This is a genomic window from Exiguobacterium sp. S3 (assembly GCF_018617295.1).
GTDB lineage: Bacteria > Bacillota > Bacilli > Exiguobacteriales > Exiguobacteriaceae > Exiguobacterium > Exiguobacterium profundum.
Map to the genome: position 1 here is coordinate 524,071 of NZ_JACSJW010000002.1, position 20,633 is coordinate 544,703.

Consider the following 20,633-nt stretch of genomic DNA (forward strand, 5'->3'; position numbering starts at 1 on the left):
AGTAGGGAACCCTACTCCTTTCTTGTATGTAAAAGCCAGAAGGAGGGATGAGAGTGTCCAAAATAACAGAAGTCGTTGAATCGATTGCATTGCCGATCGTAGAACGAGAAAACATGGAATTGGTCGATGTGGAATTTGTTAAGGAAGGTCCAGACTGGTTCTTGCGCGTCTATATCGATAAGCCGGGGGGCGTCGATTTGGACGATTGCGTCAATATCAATGAACAGCTCTCGGAAAAACTAAACGAAACCGATCCGATTGAACAGGCTTATTATCTTGATGTCTCGAGTCCTGGTGCGGAGCGTCCGCTGAAAAAGCCGAGCGATTTTGAACGTGCGGTAGGCAAAAATGTCTACATGAAAACGTTCGCTCCGATCGATGGTGCCAAAGAGTTTGAAGGAATTTTGACGGCATATGATGGGGAAACGGTCGTGATCGAGACACGCATCAAGACAAGAAAAAAAGCGGTATCGCTACCGGTTGACAAAATTGCACAAGCCCGCTTAGCGGTCACGTTTAGTTAAGGAGAGGGAAGAAGATGGGTCCACAATTACTCACTACAATCGATCAGATTGCCAAAGAAAAAGGAATCGACAAAAATATCATTATCGATGCACTCGAACAAGCGCTCATTTCTGCGTATCGCCGTAACGTGGCGAACCCGAACGAGCACGTGAAAGTCGAGTTTGATCAGGTGACGGGGGATATCCGTGTCTACGCTTTGTTAGAAGTCGTAGAGCGCCTCACGCAACCGGACCAACAGCTCTCACTCGAAGAAGCACATGAAATCGATCCGAACTATGAGCTCGGCGATTTCCATAAAGAAGAAGTCACACCGAGTGATTTCGGACGTGTCGCGGCGATGACGGCAAAACAAGTCGTCACACAGAAGATGCGTGAAGCGGAACGCGAACGCATCTACAACCACTTCGCTGACAAAGAAGATGAAATCATGACAGGGATCGTGGAGCGTTTTGACCCACGCAACCTTTATATCGGTCTCGAAAACAACATTGAAGCTGTATTGACACCGAATGAACAGATGCCGAACGAGTCATACCAAATTCATGATCGCATCAAAGTATACGTGACTAAAGTAGATTCAACGACGAAAGGTTCAGGTGCAGCGATTCAAGTTTCGCGTACGCATCCGGGACTTTTGCGCCGTTTGTTCGAACTCGAAGTTCCAGAGATTTCAAACGGAACAGTGGACGTGATGTCAGTATCACGCGAAGCGGGTGACCGTTCGAAAATCGCTGTACATTCGGATATCGTCGACCCAGTCGGCGCTTGTGTCGGACCGAAAGGACAACGTGTTCAAACGATTGTCGACGAATTGAACGGCGAGAAAATTGATATCGTCCGTTGGTCTGAAGACCCGAAAGAGTTCGTTCGTAACGCACTCAGCCCGGCTCAGGTCGTTGCGGTATATGTCAACGAGCCAGCAAAATCGACGACAGTCGTCGTACCGGACTATCAATTGTCACTCGCGATCGGGAAACGTGGTCAAAACGCCCGTCTCGCTGCGAAATTGACAGGATGGAAAATCGATATCAAGAGTGAAACGGATGCCGAAGCACTTGATTTGTTCGATACGTTCGCTGAAAAAGTTGAATCAGAACCAGAAATTGTTCAAAATGAAGTAGAACAAGACTTATCAGATGCTACAGTTGAAACGACTGCGGTGAAAGAAGAGGAATGACCATGAAGCAAAAGAAACTTCCTTTGCGTAAGTGTGTGGTCACACAAGAAATGCTCCCGAAAAAAGAATTGATTCGTGTCGTTCGGACGCCTGAAGGTGACGTGGTCATCGATCAGACCGGTAAAGTGAACGGTCGTGGCGCATACTTATCAAAAGATATCGAAGTCGTCCGTCAAGCAGAGAAAAAACGGACGCTCGACCATCACTTGAAAGTAAAGACGAGCGACGACTTGTATGAACAGTTGAAAGCTGTCGCAGGTGGCGAATCATGAGCCAGTGGGAATCATTGTTAGGCCTTGCTGCTCGAGCGAGGAAAGTAACGATGGGAGAAGAGTTTGTATTAAAGGATGTACGAGCGGGTCGTGCCAAGCTCGTCATTCTAGCCGGAGATGCAGGTGCCTCGACGAAAAAACGAGTCACTGACAAATGTGCGTCTTATCAAGTGCCATTGATTGAAGTGAGCGATCGCTATACAATCGGGGCCGCACTCGGTAAAGACATGCGTGTCGTCGTATCGGTGACAGAATCCGGATTTGCGAACAAGCTTAAGCAACTTCTCTCTTAACTATTAACGGAGGTGGATGCTTTGGGAAAACGCGTCTATGAATTTGCAAAAGAACAGAATGTAACGAGTAAACAAGTCATTACTCAATTAGAAAAATTGAACAAACCGGTGAAAAACCATATGGCCGTCCTCGATGAGGAAACGGTAAAACAATTGGATCGTGTGTTCAATCCTGAAAAATATCGTGCTGAAAAACAAGCGGAAGCGAAAGCGACGTCAACATCGAATGAGCCGAAGCAAGAGAAAAAAGAAGCACAATCGCCACGTCCACAAGCGGGACAACAGAACCGTGGCGGTCAAAACAATCGCGGTGGACAAAATCGTAACGACAACCGAAACAACGACCCACGCAATAAAAAACGTGGAAAAGGGAAAGGCAAAGGCAAGCCGGTAAAAGCGGCTGTGCCACAAGAAGCCGATCCAAACTCGAAGACAAGTCAGCGTAAAGCAGCACGTCTCGCGCAAGAGGCAGAGATGGGCAACGTCATCAAGTATGACGATGTACTCAGCGTGTCTGACCTTGCTTCAAAAATGAACAAAAAGCCAAACGAAATCATCATGAAGTTGATGGGTCTCGGTGTCATGGCAACCATCAACCAAACGCTTGATGATGAAACGGTTGAATTACTCGCTGCGGAATTCGGCTTTGAGGTTGAAAAAGAAGTTGTTGTCGATGAGACAGACTTTGAAACAGTTGAGATCGACTTCTCACAATATGACCTTGAAGAACGTCCAGCTGTCGTTACCATCATGGGTCACGTCGACCACGGGAAAACGACACTTCTTGACTCGATTCGTAATACGAAAGTCGTCGCAGGAGAAGCGGGCGGAATCACGCAGCACATCGGTGCTTACCAAGTTGAAGTCAACGATAAGAAAATCACATTCCTCGATACACCAGGTCACGCAGCCTTCACAACGATGCGCGCCCGCGGTGCCGAAGTGACAGATATCGCGATCATCGTCGTTGCGGCTGACGATGGCGTCATGCCACAAACAGAGGAAGCAATCTCGCACGCCAAGGCAGCGAATGTTCCAATCATCGTGGCAGTCAACAAAATGGACAAAGAAGGGGCAAACCCTGACCGCGTCAAACAAGAGTTGACAGAGTTCGGTCTCATCCCTGAAGAGTGGGGCGGCGAAACAATCTTCGTTCCGATTTCTGCCATCAAAGGCGAAGGAATCGATGAATTGCTCGAGATGATTCTCCTCGTTTCTGAAGTCGAAGAATATAAATCGACACCAGACATGCCAGCTCGTGGTTCAGTCATCGAGGCGAAACTCGACAAAGGACGTGGACCGGTCGCGACACTTCTCGTTCAACACGGTACACTTCGAATCGGAGACTCAATCGTCGTCGGTAGCACGTTCGGTCGTGTCCGTGCGATGGTCAACGATATCGGTCGCCGTGTGAAACAAGTCGGACCATCTACACCGATTGAAATCACTGGTTTGAACGACGTTCCACAAGCGGGTGATCAGTTCATCGTCTTCGAAGATGAGAAGAAAGCACGTGCAATCGGGGAAAAACGTTACCAACGTTACCTTGAGTCACAGCGTCGTGAGTCGGCGAAAGTAAGTCTTGATGATTTGTTCAGCCGCATTCAAGAAGGTGAAGTGAAAGACTTGAACGTCATCATCAAAGCAGACGTTCAAGGGTCAGCCGAAGCATTGGCTGGTTCACTCCGCAAGATTGATGTCGAAGGCGTCAAAGTTAACATCGTTCACCAAGGTGTCGGTGCAATCACGGAAGGTGATGTCATCCTCGCTTCAGCTGCGAATGCTGTCATCATCGGATTCAACGTCCGTCCTGATGGAAACGCACGTTCGATGGCGGAACAAGAGAACGTTGAAATGCGTCTCCACCGCATCATCTACAACGCAATCGAAGAAATCGAGAGCGCGATGAAAGGGATGCTTGACCCAGAGTTCGTGGAAGAAATCACAGGTCAAGTCGAAGTCCGTGACGTCTTCAAAGTTTCGAAAGTCGGTGCGATTGCAGGTTGTTATGTGACAGAAGGTAAAATCACACGTGACGCCGGTGTCCGTGTCATTCGTAACGGAATCGTGATTTACGAAGGTAAACTCGATACGCTTCGTCGTTTCAAAGATGACGTGAAAGAAGTTGCGACTGGTTATGAGTGTGGGATTAAAGTAGAGAAATTTGATGACATCAAAGTAGACGATGTCATTGAAGCGTTCGTCATGAAAGAAGTCGAACGTAAATAATGTGAGGAGGGATCACGTATGAAAATTCGTGCCCAACGTGTTGCCGAGCAAATGCGTAAAGAAATAACAGATGTCTTGTTACGGGAAGTCAGTGACCCGCGTACAAAAAACGCTACGATTACGAGCGTTGATGTGACAGGTGACTTACAGCAAGCAACAGTCTATTATACGGTGCTTGGTGATGAGGAAGATGTGAAAGCAGAAACGCAAGCTGGTCTCGATAAGGCGAAAGGGTTTATCCGTCGCGAAATCGGGAATCGCATCCGTCTTCGTAAAACACCAGAGATCTCGTTTGAATATGATTCTTCAGTCGCATATGGTAGCCATATCGATTCGTTGATTCGTGATTTGAACAAAGATTAATAATTTGAAAGGGGAGACGTCGTTCTCCCTTTTTTATATGGAGGGATGAAATTGGAACCGAACGGAGTGCTCGTACTCGATAAAGATGCTGGCATGACGAGTCATGACTGCGTATTTAAATTACGAAAATTGTTCCAGACGAAAAAGGTCGGTCACACAGGTACGCTTGACCCGGAAGTGACAGGCGTATTGCCCATCTGTTTAGGGCGCGCCACAAAGTTATCGCGTTTTATCACAGATGAAGGGAAGCGTTACGTGGCCGAGGTGACGATTGGTACCGCCACGATGACCGAGGACGCGCATGGCGAGGTCGTCGCGCAGAAGTCAGTCACACCGAACGATTTGGATGCAACCCAGATTGACGAGGCGATGCGCCAATTGACAGGGAGGATTGAACAAATCCCGCCGTACTACTCGGCGGTCAAAGTAAATGGGAAGAAGTTGTACGAGTATGCTCGGAAAGGGCAGACCGTCGAACGACCTCGGCGGACGGTCGAGATTCATCGTCTGGAGCGGACGAGTGAATTGATATTCGAAGCGGACGTCTGTCGATTCCGAATGGAAATCGTCTGTGGGAAAGGGACGTATATTCGAACGCTCGCCGTTCAGATTGGGGAGAAACTCGGTTACCCTGCCCATATGAGCGAACTCAGACGGACGAGCTCAGGAACGTTTGATGAAGCGACCGCGGTAACACTCGGAACGCTTCAAACACTTGAAACGGTCGAGGAGCGAATGGCGTATGTCATTCCTCTCGAAGATGTGATCAAACGCTGGCCAATGATCACCATTCCAAAGAATCGGGAACGCTATATTCGCAACGGCGGGAAACTGAACGGCGTTTCGCTCGAATTTGAGTTATTTACTGTCTATAATGAAGAAGGAATCCCTCTTGCTTTATATCGAAGACAAGAAGGAACGACAGACGCTACAGTCGAGGTCATGTTGGCTATCGACTAAGGGGGAATTTGACAGTATGGAAACAAGACATCTCACTTATCCAGAAACACCCGACGTGTATCCATCCATTATGGTACTCGGTTTCTTCGACGGTGTTCATAAAGGGCATCAAGCTGTAATCAATCATGCCAAACGCGTGGCAGCTGAGCACAACCTGCCGGTGACGGTCGTCACGTTCGATCCTCATCCGAAACAAGTACTCTCCAATAAACCGGATGCGGTCCGCTATATTACACCGCTGTCCCGGAAACTGAAGCGCATCGAAGCGCTCGGGGTAGAGCGTTGCCTCGTCTTGACATTCACAAAAGAATTGGCCAATTTGTCCCCGCAACAGTTTGTAGATGATTATTTGATTGGTGCCGGAGCCGTGCACGTGACAGCTGGTTTTGATTACTCGTATGGAAAGTTTGGAGAAGGGACGATGGAGACACTTCCGTACCATGCGCGTGACCAATTCACGACGTCTGTCGTCACAGAGCAGACTATGGATGGGGAAAAAGTGTCATCTACCCGCATCCGTAAACTCTTGGCAGAGGGACAGGTCGATGCCGCACATGAACTCCTCGGTACGCCATACGTGATCTGTGGCGAAGTCATTCACGGTGATGCGAGAGGGCGTACAATCGGTTTCCCGACTGCGAACGTGTTGATGGACGCTTCGTACGTCATGCCACGATTGGGCGTATACGCGACTCGAGTCACGCTACCGGACGGACGGATGTTCCACGCGATGACGAATGTTGGACGTCGTCCGACGTTTTATGAGACGGGATCGGTCTCTGTTGAGAGCCATCTCTTCGACTTCTCCGAGGATTTATATGGACAAGTCATCGAAATCGAGTGGATCCAATATATTCGGAATGAACGCGCGTTCGATGGGTTGGATGCATTGGTCGCTCAACTAAAAGAAGATGAGGTGGCAGCTCGTTCAATCCTATCTTGACTTTCAAGAGCGGGTACGCTATCCTTGTCAAGTACGCAAAGTACACCGCTTCGCTTGGCTGGTCGATTCACCAACGTCGGCTCGGCAACGCGGCAATTTTTCATTAAATGGAGGTGGAGAGGCAATGGCACTCTCAAAAGAACGTAAAAACGAAATTATCGCGGAATTCGCGACAAAACAAGGTGACACAGGTTCACCGGAAGTACAAGTGGCTGTGTTGACTGAACAAATCAACACATTGAACGACCACCTTCGTACACACAAGAAAGACCACCACTCACGTCGCGGTCTCTTGAAAATGGTTGGACGTCGTCGTAACTTGCTTACGTACCTTCGTAACAAGGACGTTACACGTTACCGTGAATTGATTCAACGCCTCGGTCTCCGTCGTTAATCGATTGAGACTGTTTAACGGGCTGGGACAACGTCCTAGTCCGTTTCTTCTTTTTTAAGGAAAATGATTAGACATTCGTTGGAATGAGTTACATAATAAACTAGATAAGGTTTGAGAGGAGAATGTACATGTTAGGTACGAAACAAGTATTCTCTACAGAGTGGGGCGGACGCCCACTGTCTGTAGAGGTCGGCCAACTTGCGAAGCAAGCAAACGGCTCGGCACTCGTGCGTTATGGAGATACGGTTGTCCTTGCGACAGTGACGGCTTCAAAAGCACCAAAGGATTTAGACTTCTTCCCATTGACGGTCAACTATGAGGAGAAACTTTACTCGGTCGGTAAAATCCCAGGTGGTTTCCTTCGCCGTGAAGGTCGCCCGGGTGAAAACGCGATTTTGACATCACGTCTCATCGACCGCCCGATTCGTCCGCTCTTCCCAGACGGATTCCGTCATGACATTCAAGTCATGATTTACGTCATGTCAAACGACCCGGATTGCTCGGCTGAAATGGCGGGTATGCTAGGAACATCGATCGCACTCTCGATTTCAGATGTACCGTTTGACGGTCCAATCGCTGGCGTGACAGTCGGACGTGTAGACGGTGAATTCGTCATCAACCCGATGACGGCTCAGTTGGAGAAAACGGACCTTGAACTTCAAGTTGCAGGGACATCGACAGCCATCAACATGGTTGAAGCAGGTGCGAACGAAGTGCCTGAGGACATCATGCTCGAGTCGATCTTGTTTGGACATGAAGAAATTAAGCGTTTGATCGCATTCCAACAAGAAATCGTAGAAGCCGTCGGAAAACCTAAATTCGAATACACGGTCTCGAAATACGATGAGGCGCTTACTGCTGAACTCGAAGCAGCTCGTCCTGAAATCGTAGAAGCGGTTCAAGTGGAAGAGAAACATGCTCGTGACGAAGCCATCAACGAAGTGATTGCGAAATATGTTGCGATGTATGAAGAACGTCTTGCTGACGAGCCATCGAAACTCGGTGAAGTTTCAGGGATTTTGAACAAGTTCGTCAAAGATGAAGTCCGTCGTTTGATCACGGTCGAAAAAGTCCGCCCAGACGGACGTCGTCCAGACGTGATTCGTCCGCTCGCGTCAGAAGTCGGATTACTCCCACGCGCACACGGTGTCGGTCTCTTCACACGTGGTCAAACACAGGTCATGTCGGTCGCGACTCTCGGTGTCATCGGTGATGCGCAAATCATCGACGGAATCGGTCTAGAAGAGAACAAACGCTTCATGCACCACTATAACTTCCCGCCGTTCTCAGTCGGTGAAGCTCGTCCGGTCCGTGCACCAGGTCGTCGTGAAATCGGTCACGGGGCACTCGGTGAACGTGCACTTCTTCCAATTATTCCGAAAGAAGCAGACTTCCCGTATACGATTCGTCTCGTTTCAGAAGTACTCGAATCAAACGGATCAAGTTCACAAGCTTCGATTTGTGGGTCGACACTCGCATTGATGGATGCAGGTGTGCCAATTAAAGCGCCAGTCGCTGGGATTGCCATGGGTCTTATCATGGAAGGTGAGCATTACACGGTCTTGACAGATATTCAAGGACTTGAAGACCACCTTGGGGATATGGACTTCAAAGTAGCTGGAACGAAAGACGGGATCACTGCCCTTCAAATGGATATCAAGATTGCCGGAATCACGCGTGAAATTCTAGAAGAAGCGCTTGAACAGGCACGTGTCGGTCGTTTGCACATTCTTGACCACATGCTTGAGACGTTGGATACACCACGTACACAATTGTCGAAATACGCACCGAAGATTGTGACGATGACAATCAATCCGGATAAAATCCGCGACGTCATCGGACCAGGTGGGAAGATGATCAACAGCATCATCGACCAAACGGGCGTCAAGATCGACATCGAACAAGATGGTACGGTCTTCATCGCCTCGACGGACCAAGAAGGAATCGATCTTGCCATGTCTATGATCGGTGACATTGTCCGTGAAGTCGTCGTCGGTGAAGTATACGATGCTACCGTACGTCGCATCGAGAAATTCGGCGCATTCGTCGAGTTATTCAAAGGGAAAGATGCACTCGTACACGTATCCGAATTCAGCCTTGAGCGTGTCGCAAACGTCGAGGATGTTGTGAAGCTTGGCGATTCGATTCAAGTCAAAGTCACTGAAATCGATGACAAAGGTCGTGTCAACGCATCACGAAAAGCGCTCATCTTAGAAGGATTGTCTCCTGAAGAGCGTGAGGCATACGAAGCGAAACGGAAGGCAGCACGTGAAAGCCGTCCACCTCGCGAAAGCCGTCCGCCACGTCGTGACGGGGACCGTCGTCCACCGCGCTCGACAAATTAATTATTCTGGCCATCGTCTTGGTGCGATGGCCTTTTTCATAGGAGTGAGAATATGGAATGGATGACACTAGAGAACGGTGTTCGAATCATCATCGAACCAATCGATGGTTCACTCAGCACCTCAACCGGGGTATTCATTAAAGCCGGAACACGTACAGAAACTTTTGAGAACATCGGCATCAGCCATTTGATTGAACATATGCTGTTCAAGGGCACCGCATCAAAAAGCGCGAAAGAGATTGCTTCCTTTTTCGATGAGCTCGGTGGAAGCGTCAACGCATTCACCTCGAAAGACCATACATGCTTTTATGTGAAGACGCTCGATGAACACGCGATCATGGCACTCGACGTACTGACAGATATGCTGTTTGAGTCGGTGCTCGATGCACAGGAGTTGGAAAAAGAAAAGCGTGTCGTTGTGGAAGAAATTAAAATGTATGAGGACACGCCGGAAGATCTCGTTCATGAACTATTGGCCATTGCGGCGTATCGTGACGATATCCTCGCTCAACCTATTTTAGGGACGGAGGAGAGTGTCAATCGATTGACACGTGACCAGCTCGTCGAATACTTACAGGAACAGTATACGGCCGAGCAAATTGTCGTCTCGATTGCAGGTCATGTTTCTGAAGAATTGATTGAGGAGGTAAAACGTAGGTTTGCTCACATCCCTTCTAGGGAATCGTCGAAAGAAATCAATCAACCGGAACTGTTCCATGACACATTGTCGAAACAAAAAGAAACGGAGCAAGCCCACCTCTGCTGGAACTACGAAGCGATTCCCGCGACGGATGACCGTTTGCCTCATTTGGCATTGATGAACAACGCAATCGGCGCGACGATGTCTTCGCGTTTATTCCAGTCCATCCGTGAAGAAGAAGGGTTAGCTTATTCCATTTACTCTTACTACACGACGTTTTCCGATCACGGTACGTTTACCATTTATGTCGGTACGTCACCGGATACGTTAGAACAAGTCGAAGTCATCCTTGAGAGAGAGATGAAGCGACTTGTCGCAGAAGGTTTGACTGCTGAGGAAGTAGACAAAGGCAAGCGACAATTGAAAGGATCGATCGCCCTCGGGAATGAAAGTTCGAGTGCCCGCATGAACCGGAACGGACGAAACTTGCTATTGCTCGACGAAGTCGAGCCGATTGAACAAGTGATTGAGAAAGTAGAACGGATTGAACGCGATGAGGTCAATGCATTGATTCGTGAGGTGTTGAACCATCGCCCGGCGAAGTCATATGTCCTCCCAAACGAAGCGTGACTTGAAACCGAATTGTAAGTTCTCTACACTGATTAAGAGGTATTCTTTAGTTTGGATAGGATACAGGTGAAAGAAGGGAAAGACTTGAACTTAACGGATTTAGTGAAGACGATACAACTAATTAATCAACCAAATCTAGAAGGCATCGTCGTGACACATGTGACGACGGACTCGCGAGAAGTTGTGCCGGGAACGCTGTTTGTCGCCATCAAAGGCTATACGGTCGATGGGCATGAATATGCGGCACAAGCGGTAGCGCGAGGCGCGGTGGCAGTCGTTAGCGAACGACCGCTCGACCTGTCAGTGCCAAACTTGATTGTGCGTGACAGCTCGCGTTCAATCGGGTTGTTGGCTTCGGCCTTTTATGCGTATCCATCTGAACAGATGCGACTGTTCGGGATCACGGGAACGAATGGGAAAACGACGACGACGACGATTTTACGAGACGTCCTCGATGTCCTCGGTCATTCGACCGGTTTGATTGGGACCGTTGAAGTACGCATCAACGATAAAATCGTTCCAAGTAAAAATACGACGCCTCAAAGCTCAGAACTTCAACAGTTATTGGCACAAATGCGTGATGAGGGCGTGACGGACGTGATGATGGAAGTGTCCTCACACGGTCTTGAGCTCGGACGTGTCATCGGAACTGATTTTGACATCGTGGGCTTCACGAACTTGACACACGATCACCTAGATTTTCATGGAACGTTTGAAAACTATGCACGTGCAAAAGGGTTATTGTTCGCTCAACTCGGTCAAATGGCCTCACGTGGAAAAGTAGCCGTCTTGAACGCGGACGATGCACAAACGCCTCTTTATGAGACGATGACCGGTGCGAAAGTAATAACATATGGGATTGATGCGCAAGCAGACTTGATGGCAACGGACATTGAACAGACGTTGTCTCAGACCAGCTTTACATTGAATTACCAAGGCGCAAAACTTCCGATAACGGTCCAGTTCATCGGTCGTTTCAACGTGTACAATCTATTGTTGGCGACGGGTTGTCTTCTCGCTGCCGGTTACTCGCTTGAGCGAATTGCAAAAGCACTTGAGATGATTCATCCGGCCAAGGGACGGATGCAACGTTTAGACGTCCCAGGTTACAACGTATATGCGGACTATGCTCATACACCGGATGGCATCGAACAGTGTCTGAAGTCGCTCGTCGGCGTACCAAAAGAAAAGATTATCTTTTTGATTGGGACAGGTGGAAACCGTGACGTCACAAAACGTCCGGCAATGGGCGAGATGGCTTCGTCCTATGCCGGTACCGTCATCATCACGACAGATGATCCACGATTCGAAGCGTATGAGTCCATTACAAAAGGGATTGCGGCCGGGATGACCCATGACAACTTTGTTGAAATTGGGGATCGAGAAGAAGCGGTCCGTTATGCGGCCCGTTTAGCGAAACCGGACAACATCATCGTGCTAGCAGGAAAAGGGCACGAGAAGTATCAAATTATCGGAAATGAAAAATTGCCGCTCGATGAAGAGGCGATTGTTCGAGCGACCATTTTGAATACGGAGGAAGCATGATTTATGGCAGTACAACCAATTACGTTGACAGAAAAAGAGCATGACGACTTCGTCAAAACACACGACCGTGGGGATTTGTTGCAACTATCGAGTTGGGGAGATGTGAAGCGCCAAAATGGTTGGACTTCAGAACGTGTCGCGGTCGCGCGAGACGGCGTGACGTCCGGTGTCGCTTTACTTTTATTCAAACGTGTCCCGAAATTACCATATACACTGTGCTATGCCCCACGCGGGTTTGTCGTGGACTACGACGACTTGGCATCGCTACAGGCGCTCGTGAAAGAAGCGACACGTGTCGCGACGGCACATAAGGCCATCGTCGTAAAAATCGATCCAAACATCGACCGCGATGAATTGCCAGGACTATTGACCGAAATGGCTGCCATCGGGTTTAAACATAAGGGATATGGCGGTGGATTTGACTACGCCCAACCTCGTTTTACAATGGAAACGGATTTGCGTCCGAGCGAAAAAGATATTTTTGCGAAATTCCATCATAAATTCCGCTATAACGTCCGTCTCGCGGAGAAAAAAGGAATCGTCTGCAAAGAGGTCGGTCGTGACGGACTCAAAACGTTCGCCGATTTGATGAAAGTGACAGGGGAACGTGACGGATTCGCTACGCGAGGGCTCGATTATTTTGAGAACCTATACGATTGTCTGCAACCGAACGACGCCCGTCTCTTCTTGACAACGCTCGAACCGAAAATCGCACTCGAACAGCAACAGGCGACGCTAGAAAAAGCGAAGAAAGAGTTGGCGAAGATTGAACGGGGCCTTGAGAAAGAAACGATTGAAAAGAAACGTAACAGCCTTTTGAACCGCAAGGAACAGACGGAGGCACAAATTCAAAAAGCGGAGCAAGCCCTCCCTGAGCTGGTCGAACTTGATCAGACCTATCCGAACGGGCTCGTCTTATCAGGTGGTCTGTTGACACTCGCAGGACGGCGCTCTTATTACTTATACGGAGCCTCGTCAAATGAATTCCGTGAATTTATGCCGAACCACTTGATGCAATGGACGATGATGCAGGCGGCCAAAGCGAGTGGCGCCGAGCGATACGACTTCGGCGGGGTATCAGGAAGTACGGACCCGGATGATGAATATGCTGGTCTATACGCATTCAAATCGGGATGGGGAAGCGACATGATTGAAAAGGTCGGGGAATTCGACCTCGTCTTGAATCGTCCTTTGTATATGGCACTCGAAAAAGGATTGCCACTCTTAAAAGGACTGCGTAAACGGTTAAGAAGATGAGGTGGACAGGCGTGTTATCTCTTGCAATGATCGCCTTTCTGATTGGCATTACGCTCGCTTACTTTTATATGCAACCTGAACCGGTGCCTTGGGTAGATGAACCGACGTTTGAAGCGGATATGTGTGTGCGGGACGTGGAGGAAGAAAATGCGATCTTGACAAGGTCGAAGATTGATTTTGACCGGTTGCATCCGTTAGTCGCAAATCGGGGAGAATCGTTCATTCGATTAGCCCATTCTTGTCTAGACCTTGAAGTACGCCTCACTTCTGGATACCGTTCTGCCAAGGAACAGAATGCACTGTATGCGCAAGGACGGTCTGAACCCGGGCAAGTGGTGACCAATGCGAAGGCGGGTCAGAGCTATCATAACTACGGTCTTGCTGTCGATTTCGTTATCATCCATAACAATAAGACCGACTATGACCTGAATACGGATCGTAATCGGAATGACATTCCTGACTGGCAAGAACTAGGGGAGTTAGGAAAGGCGCTCGGCTTTGAATGGGGCGGAGACTGGAACTCATTCCCGGACTATCCTCACCTCCAAATGGACTTCGGCTTGTCGATTCGTCAACTTGTTGCAGGGAAACGACCTGATGAAAAAGAGACGGCACCGCTTGCTGATGCACTAAAACCTCTATTAGATTAGACGGAAATGTTGGCAATGAAGCCGTTTTCCGCTACAATATTCAGTAGCGATAAGGGGACGAAACAGAATATGAATCATTTAGGAGGTTTTTGTTAGTGTCAAAAAAGAAGACAGAGAATATTAGCGTCTTTGCGCTTGGAGGCGTAGGCGAAATCGGGAAGAACATGTACGTCGTGGAACTAGACGACGACATCTTCGTCATCGATGCCGGTCTAATGTTTCCAGGCGATGAGATGCTCGGGATTGATATCGTCATCCCAGACATCACATACTTAAAAGAAAATAAAGATCGTGTACGGGCGATTTTCATCACCCATGGTCACGAAGACCATATCGGTGGACTCAGCTACGTCCTACGCGACTTGAAGCACGTCCCAGTATACGGGACGAAATTGACCCTCGGGTTGATTGAATTGAAATTAAAAGAGGCCGGTTTGTTGAAAGAAGTCGACCTTCGCATGATTGATGCCAAAACGAAATTGACTATCGCTGATCATTTCATCACGTTTTTCCGCGTCAATCACTCGATTCCCGACTGTGTCGGCGTCTGTATTCAAACGTCTCAAGGTGCGATCGTCCATACCGGAGATTTCAAGTTTGATTACACGCCTGTCGATGGTAAACAATCCGACTTCAATAAGTTAGCGGCAATCGGACAACGTGGTGTACTTGCACTTCTTTCCGACTCGACGAACGCCGAGCGACCGGGGCAAACCGGTTCAGAGTCAATCGTCGGAGCTGAATTGAACGATGTCATTTATCAAGCGGAAGGTCGGGTTATCGTGGCATCATTCGCCTCGAACGTCCATCGCTTGCAACAAGTATTCGCAGCAGCGGAAGCGAATGATCGTAAAGTTGCGGTCGTTGGTCGTAGCATGGTCAACATCGTCGAAGTTGCACAGAAACTAAACTACTTACGTTTCAAGGCGAAGACACTCGTCGAGTTGTCGCAAGTAAACCGTCTACCGGATAACAAGGTCGTCATTTTAACGACAGGTTCGCAAGGAGAGCCGATGGCGGCATTGACTCGTATGGCTCGTAATGCCCACAAGCAAGTCAACATTCGATTGAATGACACGGTCGTCATCGCGGCGACACCGATTCCAGGGAATGAGAAGTCTGTTTCTAAAACGATTGACTTGTTGTTCCGTTCGGGTGCGAACGTCATTTACAACCAACGTAAAGTGCACGTATCTGGACACGGATCGGCAGAAGAATTGAAGCTGATGCTCAACCTCGTTAAACCGAAGTACTTCTTACCGATTCACGGGGAATACCGGATGCAGATGGCACACTCGAAACTCGCTGAACAAGTGGGCGTCAAACCGAACAACATCTTCATCGTTGAAAAAGGTGACGTCGTCGAGTTCACGGGTCGAAAAGCCCGCATGAGCCGAAAAGTTCCTGCAGGAAACGTCTTGATTGACGGAATCGGCGTCGGGGACGTTGGAAACATCGTCTTACGGGACCGTCGTTTGTTGTCACAAGATGGAGTTGTCCTCTGCGTGGTCACGTTGAATCGGAAACAGAAGAAATTGATTTCAGGACCTGAACTCATCTCACGTGGTTTCGTGTACATGCGCGAATCGGAGGAAATGATTTCAGAGGCAAACCGTATTGTCACGAAACAGATTGAAAAGAGTCTGCAGGCTGGCAGTGATTGGACCGAATTGAAATCAAATATCCGCGAGCGACTTAGCGTCTTCTTATTCGAGCAGACGAAACGTCGTCCGATGATCTTGCCGATCATCATGGAGATTTAATGGAATGAGAGTGAGGCAAAAGTCATCTGACTTTTGCCTTCTTTTTTTAGGAGGAACTGATGTGGCTCAAAAAACAAGAAAGACTCCCGTAAAGCGAAAGCGCCCAGCGACGCGAAATACGAGAAACCGTAAAAAACAACCGATTGCGCCACGTACATATGGGTGGGGCTTCTTTGTCCTCGCCATCGTCGCATTCGTATTTGCCTTTTTTGATTTAGGGTGGATCGGTAAACAGTTATCTGATTTATCCGTCTATCTTTTTGGAGGATGGGGTGCGCTCACTTACTTGATGATGGCTGTGTGGTTATGGATTGTTCTCACTCCGATGAAACCGATGCGACGAGCGGGATTATTCGCAATGCTCGCCTCATTTCTACTATTCGGGGACTTACTTTGGGGAGAGGCAAGGGGCGGCATCAATGCCACTTTCTATAACTTGAACCAATATTTATTCTCAGACTTCGGGATTGTCTTTTTAGGGATCGTCTGCTTCCTCGTCGGTGTCTCGTTTTATGCCCCGACTATTTGGGGGACACTCTTTCATCGCATGCAGGAATCCGTCACAGCAGTCAGAAACGAATGGCGAGCCAGACCGAAAGTGGAGAAGCAGCAAGAGGCGAAACGAACGCGCAAGGCCTCACCTCGTCCAAAATTAACGGAAGCGCAATCGGACCCGGAAGTAGAGTCAGACGTGGTCACGATGCAAGACATTCCAATCGTCGGATTTAGTGAGAAAGTCGTAGCAGAAAAAAGAGAGACGGAAGATCAACTTCGAACGGATTCTTCGGAAGTTGATTCCACAATCACGACCGAGGAGATGATGATGACTGCGGCCCAAGATGTCTCGGATACATACGAGCTTCCGCCATTCTCGAATTTGAAAGAGCCCGTCATTACGGATTTGTCTGGTGAGAATGCACGATTGAAAGAAAATGCATCCAAACTTGTAAAGACGCTTAAGTCATTCGGGGTCGGTGTCAAAGTGTTAAAGATTCACCTTGGTCCAACCGTCACAAAATATGAACTACAACCGGATATCGGTGTGAAAGTCAGTCGCATCACCTCATTAAGTGATGATTTGGCATTGGCGCTCGCTGCAAAAGATATTCGGATTGAAGCTCCGATTCCGGGTAAAGCCGCTATTGGTATTGAAGTGCCGAACCAGGAGGTCGCACCGGTATGCTTACGTGAAGTACTGGAAGCGGAGCAGGTGAAACAAGATGACTCGAAGTTGCTCGTCGCACTCGGTCGGAGTATCAGTGGCGAGACGGTTGGGATCTCTCTCAATAAAATGCCGCATTTGCTTGTTGCAGGTTCGACAGGGTCAGGTAAATCTGTCTGTATCAACGGCATGATTGTGTCACTCTTGATGCGTTCTCGTCCGGATGAGGTCCGACTTATGATGATTGATCCGAAGATGGTCGAGTTGAACGTCTATAACGGAGTGCCACACCTGTTGACACCGGTCGTCACGGATCCGAAAAAAGCCGCCCAGGCACTGAAGCAGGTCGTCGCAGAAATGGAACGACGGTATGAACTGTTTAGTCGATATGGAGTTCGCAATATCGAAGGTTACAATGAACTCGTCGATCAGTCGGATGACGAGGATGCGAAACGTTTACCGTTCATCGTCGTAATCGTCGATGAATTGGCGGACTTGATGATGGTGGCATCAAATGACGTCGAAGATGCCATCATGCGACTTGCACAAATGGCACGGGCTGCGGGTATTCATATGGTCCTCGCGACACAGCGCCCATCTGTCGACGTCATCACAGGAGTCATCAAGGCGAACATTCCGTCCCGCATCGCCTTTGCCGTCTCTTCTCAAACCGATTCAAGGACCATCCTTGATGGTGGGGGGGCGGAAAAGTTGCTTGGACGCGGTGACATGTTGATGCTTGCAAACGGAATGAACAAGCCGGTCCGTGTACAAGGTGCATTCGTCTCCGATCAAGAAGTCGAGACGGTCGTCAATCATGTTATCGCGCAACAACGTGCGCAATATGTGGAAGCGATGATGCCAAAAGAAGAAGAAGTGACGACGATTGATTCGGATGATTCATTGTTCGGAGAAGTCGTGCAATTCGTCATGACACAAGAAACGGCATCAACTTCGATGATTCAACGCAGATTCCGAATCGGGTATAATCGTGCCGCCCGTTTGATTGACTCACTTGAGGAAGCGGGGTATGTCGGTCCATCAGAAGGTTCGAAACCGAGGAAAGTACTCATTCAAGAACAAACAGAATAATAATAAAAAACGAACGATTATATATCGGTATATATAATCGTTCGTTTTTTAATGCTATTTATGCGATATAGAAATATTCGCTCTATCCTTAGATGTTCGCTATAATATAAATGTAATATAGCACATATGTCCTATATACTTAATTGGTACATACTTTTAAAAACTACTGAAACGCTTACATTTTTTAATAACGTTTACATTTTACAAAAGTTTTTCAATGGGGATGAAAATGAGTAAATTGGACTCAAAGGTACGGTTCGGCATGTTCCGAAAAAATATTTCCCTGATTCCGAACAAAAACTATTGCGTTCTAATTCTCGAATCCCTATACTTAATATTGGCAAGGACATTCATACGTCAGATGTCTGAGCACTGGTAAGTAAATTAAAGGTGGTGAGGCCAATGTCGATTAAGCTCGATCATCGATTGCTCTATCTTCGAGTGATTGAGAAAATTAAGCAAGATATCGACGCTGGTGTCTATCGTGAAGGGGAGAAGTTACCTTCAGAATTTGAACTTTCGAAGCAACTTGGAGTCAGTCGAGCGACACTTCGCGAAGCGCTCCGGATTCTCGAAGATGAGAAATTTGTCGTGCGAAAGCATGGGGTAGGAACATTTATCAGTTCTAAACCGCCATTCACGTCAGGAATTGAGGAATTGTTCAGTGTCACTGACATGATCACACGAGCGAAGATGACACCGGGAACGAAAGTATTGGTGGCCGAGAAAGTGTTGGCAACAGAGAGAGAAGCCGAGCGTCTCAAGATTGAGCCGAACTCACCGATTTATCGAATTGTACGAATTCGATATGCGGACGACACACCGGTTGTGTATTGTGTCGATAAAGTGCCGGCCCATCTCGTCTCGAATCCTGAGGCATTGACTGAAGGGAAATCTTTGTTTGATTCTCTCGAAAAAGAGGTAGGACGTCGAGTCGCTTATGCGATCACGCACATCGAACCGAGTGTCAGCGCTGAAATCTCGTCACAACTTCAGACGGACCAACCGTTACTCGCTTTAAAACAATTGCATTATGATGAGAGTGATTTACCATTACTCGATTCGGCCAACTTTTTCCGTGCTGATCGATTCGACTTCCATGTCGTACGTAAACGAGTTTAAACGAGCAGTTTCTGGACGGAAGAGTTATTTTTGGGGAATAGCGTGAAAGCGCTTTCTTATACCGGTGTAAAGACTACTGATAACATGACAACAAAAATTGTTATGAACCGAAAGGGGAAACACGACGATGATGAACAAAAAGAAAACGATTCTCTCAGCTTTAGCAGCAGGACTCACACTCTCTACAGTACTCGCAGCATGCGGTGGAGATGACAACGAAGGCTCATCTTCAAACGGTGAAGGCGGAGAAGGTAGCGACTTCAAAGTTGCGATGGTCACGGATACTGGTGGTGTTGATGACAAGTCATTCAACCAATCAGCTTGGGAAGGTTTGAAAAAGTTTGGTGAAGAAAATAGCTTAACTGAAAACGAAGGATACAAATATCTTCAATCAGCAAAACAAGCAGACTATCAGCCTAACTTGCAACAATTGGCACGTGATCAATTTGATTTGATCTACGGAATCGGTTTCTTGATGGCAGAGGATATCGGAAAAGTTGCAGAACAATTCCCTGATAACAACTTTGCAATCGTTGACTCGGTTGTAGATGCACCGAACGTTGCTTCAATCACGTTTAAGGAACAAGAAGGTTCATTCCTCGTAGGTGTAGTAGCTGGTCTTACAACGACGACTGATAAAGTTGGTTTCATCGGTGGAGTAGAATCAGACTTGATCAAGAAGTTTGAAAATGGATTTAAAGCTGGTGTCATGGCCGTAAACCCTGATGCGACAATCGACGTAAAATATGCTGAAGACTTCAACTCAGCTGAAAAAGGAACTGCAATTGCGTCAGGTATGTATGGATCAGGATCTGATATCATCTATCATGCAGCTGGTGGTACAGGTGTAGGTGTATTCACTGAAGCGAAAAACCGTAAGAAAAACGGTGAAGAAGTTTGGGTCATCGGGGTTGACCGTGACCAGTACGAAGAAGGTCTTCCAGAGAACGTTACTCTTACGTCAATGGTTAAACGTGTAGATACAGCGACACTCGAAGTGTCGAAAATGGCAATGGACGGTAAGTTCCCAGCTGGTGAAGTGGTTGAATTCTCACTTAAAGATGAAGGTGTAGGAATCGCACCAACTTCTGAAGAAAACGTTGCTGCAGACGTGCTCACTAAAGTTGATGAGTATCGTCAACAAATCATCGATGGTGATGTTGTTGCACCAGCAACTGACGCTGAGTTCGAAGAGTTCATGAAAAACGTAAAATAATTTGTTTGAGTTGAGGGGGGACCCATGTGGTCTCCCTTTACTTAAAGTTAGGGGTG

General features: G+C 47.9%; 18 protein-coding genes. All 18 read left to right on the top strand.

What is annotated here, in order from left to right:
• The first annotated feature begins 47 nt into the window (after positions 1–47).
• The 18 genes from rimP to KNO65_RS07735 all read left to right on the top strand — a co-directional run bounded on the left by rimP (position 48) and on the right by KNO65_RS07735 (position 20,577).
• On the top strand, positions 48–524 hold the full coding sequence (gene rimP / locus KNO65_RS07650) for a ribosome maturation factor RimP (RefSeq protein ID WP_193343250.1): 477 nt from the start codon (positions 48–50) through the stop codon (positions 522–524).
• A 14-nt stretch (positions 525–538) separates the two neighbouring features.
• Complete coding sequence (gene nusA, locus KNO65_RS07655; protein WP_074037219.1) at positions 539–1,702, top strand: transcription termination factor NusA; 1,164 nt, start codon at positions 539–541, stop codon at positions 1,700–1,702.
• Positions 1,699–1,974, top strand: coding sequence for an RNase P modulator RnpM (rnpM, locus tag KNO65_RS07660; protein ID WP_193343251.1), 276 nt, complete (start codon positions 1,699–1,701; stop codon positions 1,972–1,974). Before nusA ends, rnpM begins: the two co-directional genes overlap by 4 nt.
• Positions 1,971–2,267, top strand: coding sequence for a YlxQ family RNA-binding protein (locus KNO65_RS07665; protein WP_015881428.1), 297 nt, complete (start codon positions 1,971–1,973; stop codon positions 2,265–2,267). The genes rnpM and KNO65_RS07665 overlap by 4 nt, the downstream gene beginning before the upstream one ends.
• 21 nt (positions 2,268–2,288) lie before the next feature.
• On the top strand, positions 2,289–4,496 hold the full coding sequence (gene infB, locus KNO65_RS07670; protein ID WP_074037217.1) for a translation initiation factor IF-2: 2,208 nt from the start codon (positions 2,289–2,291) through the stop codon (positions 4,494–4,496).
• An 18-nt stretch (positions 4,497–4,514) separates the two neighbouring features.
• Positions 4,515–4,859 (top strand): 30S ribosome-binding factor RbfA, encoded by a 345-nt coding sequence (gene rbfA, locus KNO65_RS07675; protein WP_159562106.1) that lies wholly within the window; start codon positions 4,515–4,517, stop codon positions 4,857–4,859.
• A gap of 45 nt (positions 4,860–4,904) precedes the next feature.
• Positions 4,905–5,819, top strand: coding sequence for a tRNA pseudouridine(55) synthase TruB (gene truB, locus KNO65_RS07680; RefSeq protein WP_251131671.1), 915 nt, complete (start codon positions 4,905–4,907; stop codon positions 5,817–5,819).
• A 16-nt stretch (positions 5,820–5,835) separates the two neighbouring features.
• The gene (locus KNO65_RS07685; protein WP_078146726.1) at positions 5,836–6,762 is read left to right on the top strand and encodes a bifunctional riboflavin kinase/FAD synthetase; all 927 of its coding nucleotides are present in this window, start codon (positions 5,836–5,838) and stop codon (positions 6,760–6,762) included.
• Positions 6,763–6,886: 124 nt separating this feature from the next.
• The gene (rpsO, locus tag KNO65_RS07690; RefSeq protein ID WP_074037213.1) at positions 6,887–7,156 is read left to right on the top strand and encodes a 30S ribosomal protein S15; all 270 of its coding nucleotides are present in this window, start codon (positions 6,887–6,889) and stop codon (positions 7,154–7,156) included.
• Between the two features lie 128 nt (positions 7,157–7,284).
• Positions 7,285–9,501 carry a polyribonucleotide nucleotidyltransferase gene (gene pnp / locus KNO65_RS07695; RefSeq protein ID WP_214782976.1) on the top strand — a complete coding sequence of 739 codons (2,217 nt, stop codon included), beginning with the start codon at positions 7,285–7,287 and terminating at the stop codon, positions 9,499–9,501.
• 51 nt (positions 9,502–9,552) lie between these two features.
• A complete protein-coding gene (locus tag KNO65_RS07700; protein WP_214782979.1) occupies positions 9,553–10,770 on the top strand; it encodes a M16 family metallopeptidase in 1,218 nt (405 codons plus the stop codon).
• A 66-nt stretch (positions 10,771–10,836) separates the two neighbouring features.
• Positions 10,837–12,315 carry a UDP-N-acetylmuramoyl-L-alanyl-D-glutamate--2,6-diaminopimelate ligase gene (locus KNO65_RS07705; protein WP_214782982.1) on the top strand — a complete coding sequence of 493 codons (1,479 nt, stop codon included), beginning with the start codon at positions 10,837–10,839 and terminating at the stop codon, positions 12,313–12,315.
• A 3-nt stretch (positions 12,316–12,318) separates the two neighbouring features.
• A complete protein-coding gene (locus tag KNO65_RS07710) occupies positions 12,319–13,572 on the top strand; it encodes a lipid II:glycine glycyltransferase FemX (RefSeq protein WP_015881437.1) in 1,254 nt (417 codons plus the stop codon).
• 11 nt (positions 13,573–13,583) lie between these two features.
• The gene (locus KNO65_RS07715; protein ID WP_264092416.1) at positions 13,584–14,222 is read left to right on the top strand and encodes a M15 family metallopeptidase; all 639 of its coding nucleotides are present in this window, start codon (positions 13,584–13,586) and stop codon (positions 14,220–14,222) included.
• A gap of 95 nt (positions 14,223–14,317) precedes the next feature.
• The gene (locus KNO65_RS07720) at positions 14,318–15,985 is read left to right on the top strand and encodes a ribonuclease J (protein ID WP_015881439.1); all 1,668 of its coding nucleotides are present in this window, start codon (positions 14,318–14,320) and stop codon (positions 15,983–15,985) included.
• A gap of 61 nt (positions 15,986–16,046) precedes the next feature.
• Positions 16,047–18,239, top strand: a complete 2,193-nt coding sequence (locus tag KNO65_RS07725; protein WP_214782988.1) for an FtsK/SpoIIIE family DNA translocase — start codon at positions 16,047–16,049, stop codon at positions 18,237–18,239.
• Between the two features lie 402 nt (positions 18,240–18,641).
• Entirely contained in the window at positions 18,642–19,361 is a 720-nt protein-coding gene (locus KNO65_RS07730) for a GntR family transcriptional regulator (protein ID WP_078146731.1), read from the top strand.
• Positions 19,362–19,491: 130 nt separating this feature from the next.
• Positions 19,492–20,577 carry a BMP family lipoprotein gene (locus KNO65_RS07735; protein WP_078147920.1) on the top strand — a complete coding sequence of 362 codons (1,086 nt, stop codon included), beginning with the start codon at positions 19,492–19,494 and terminating at the stop codon, positions 20,575–20,577.
• Positions 20,578–20,633 lie beyond the last annotated feature (56 nt).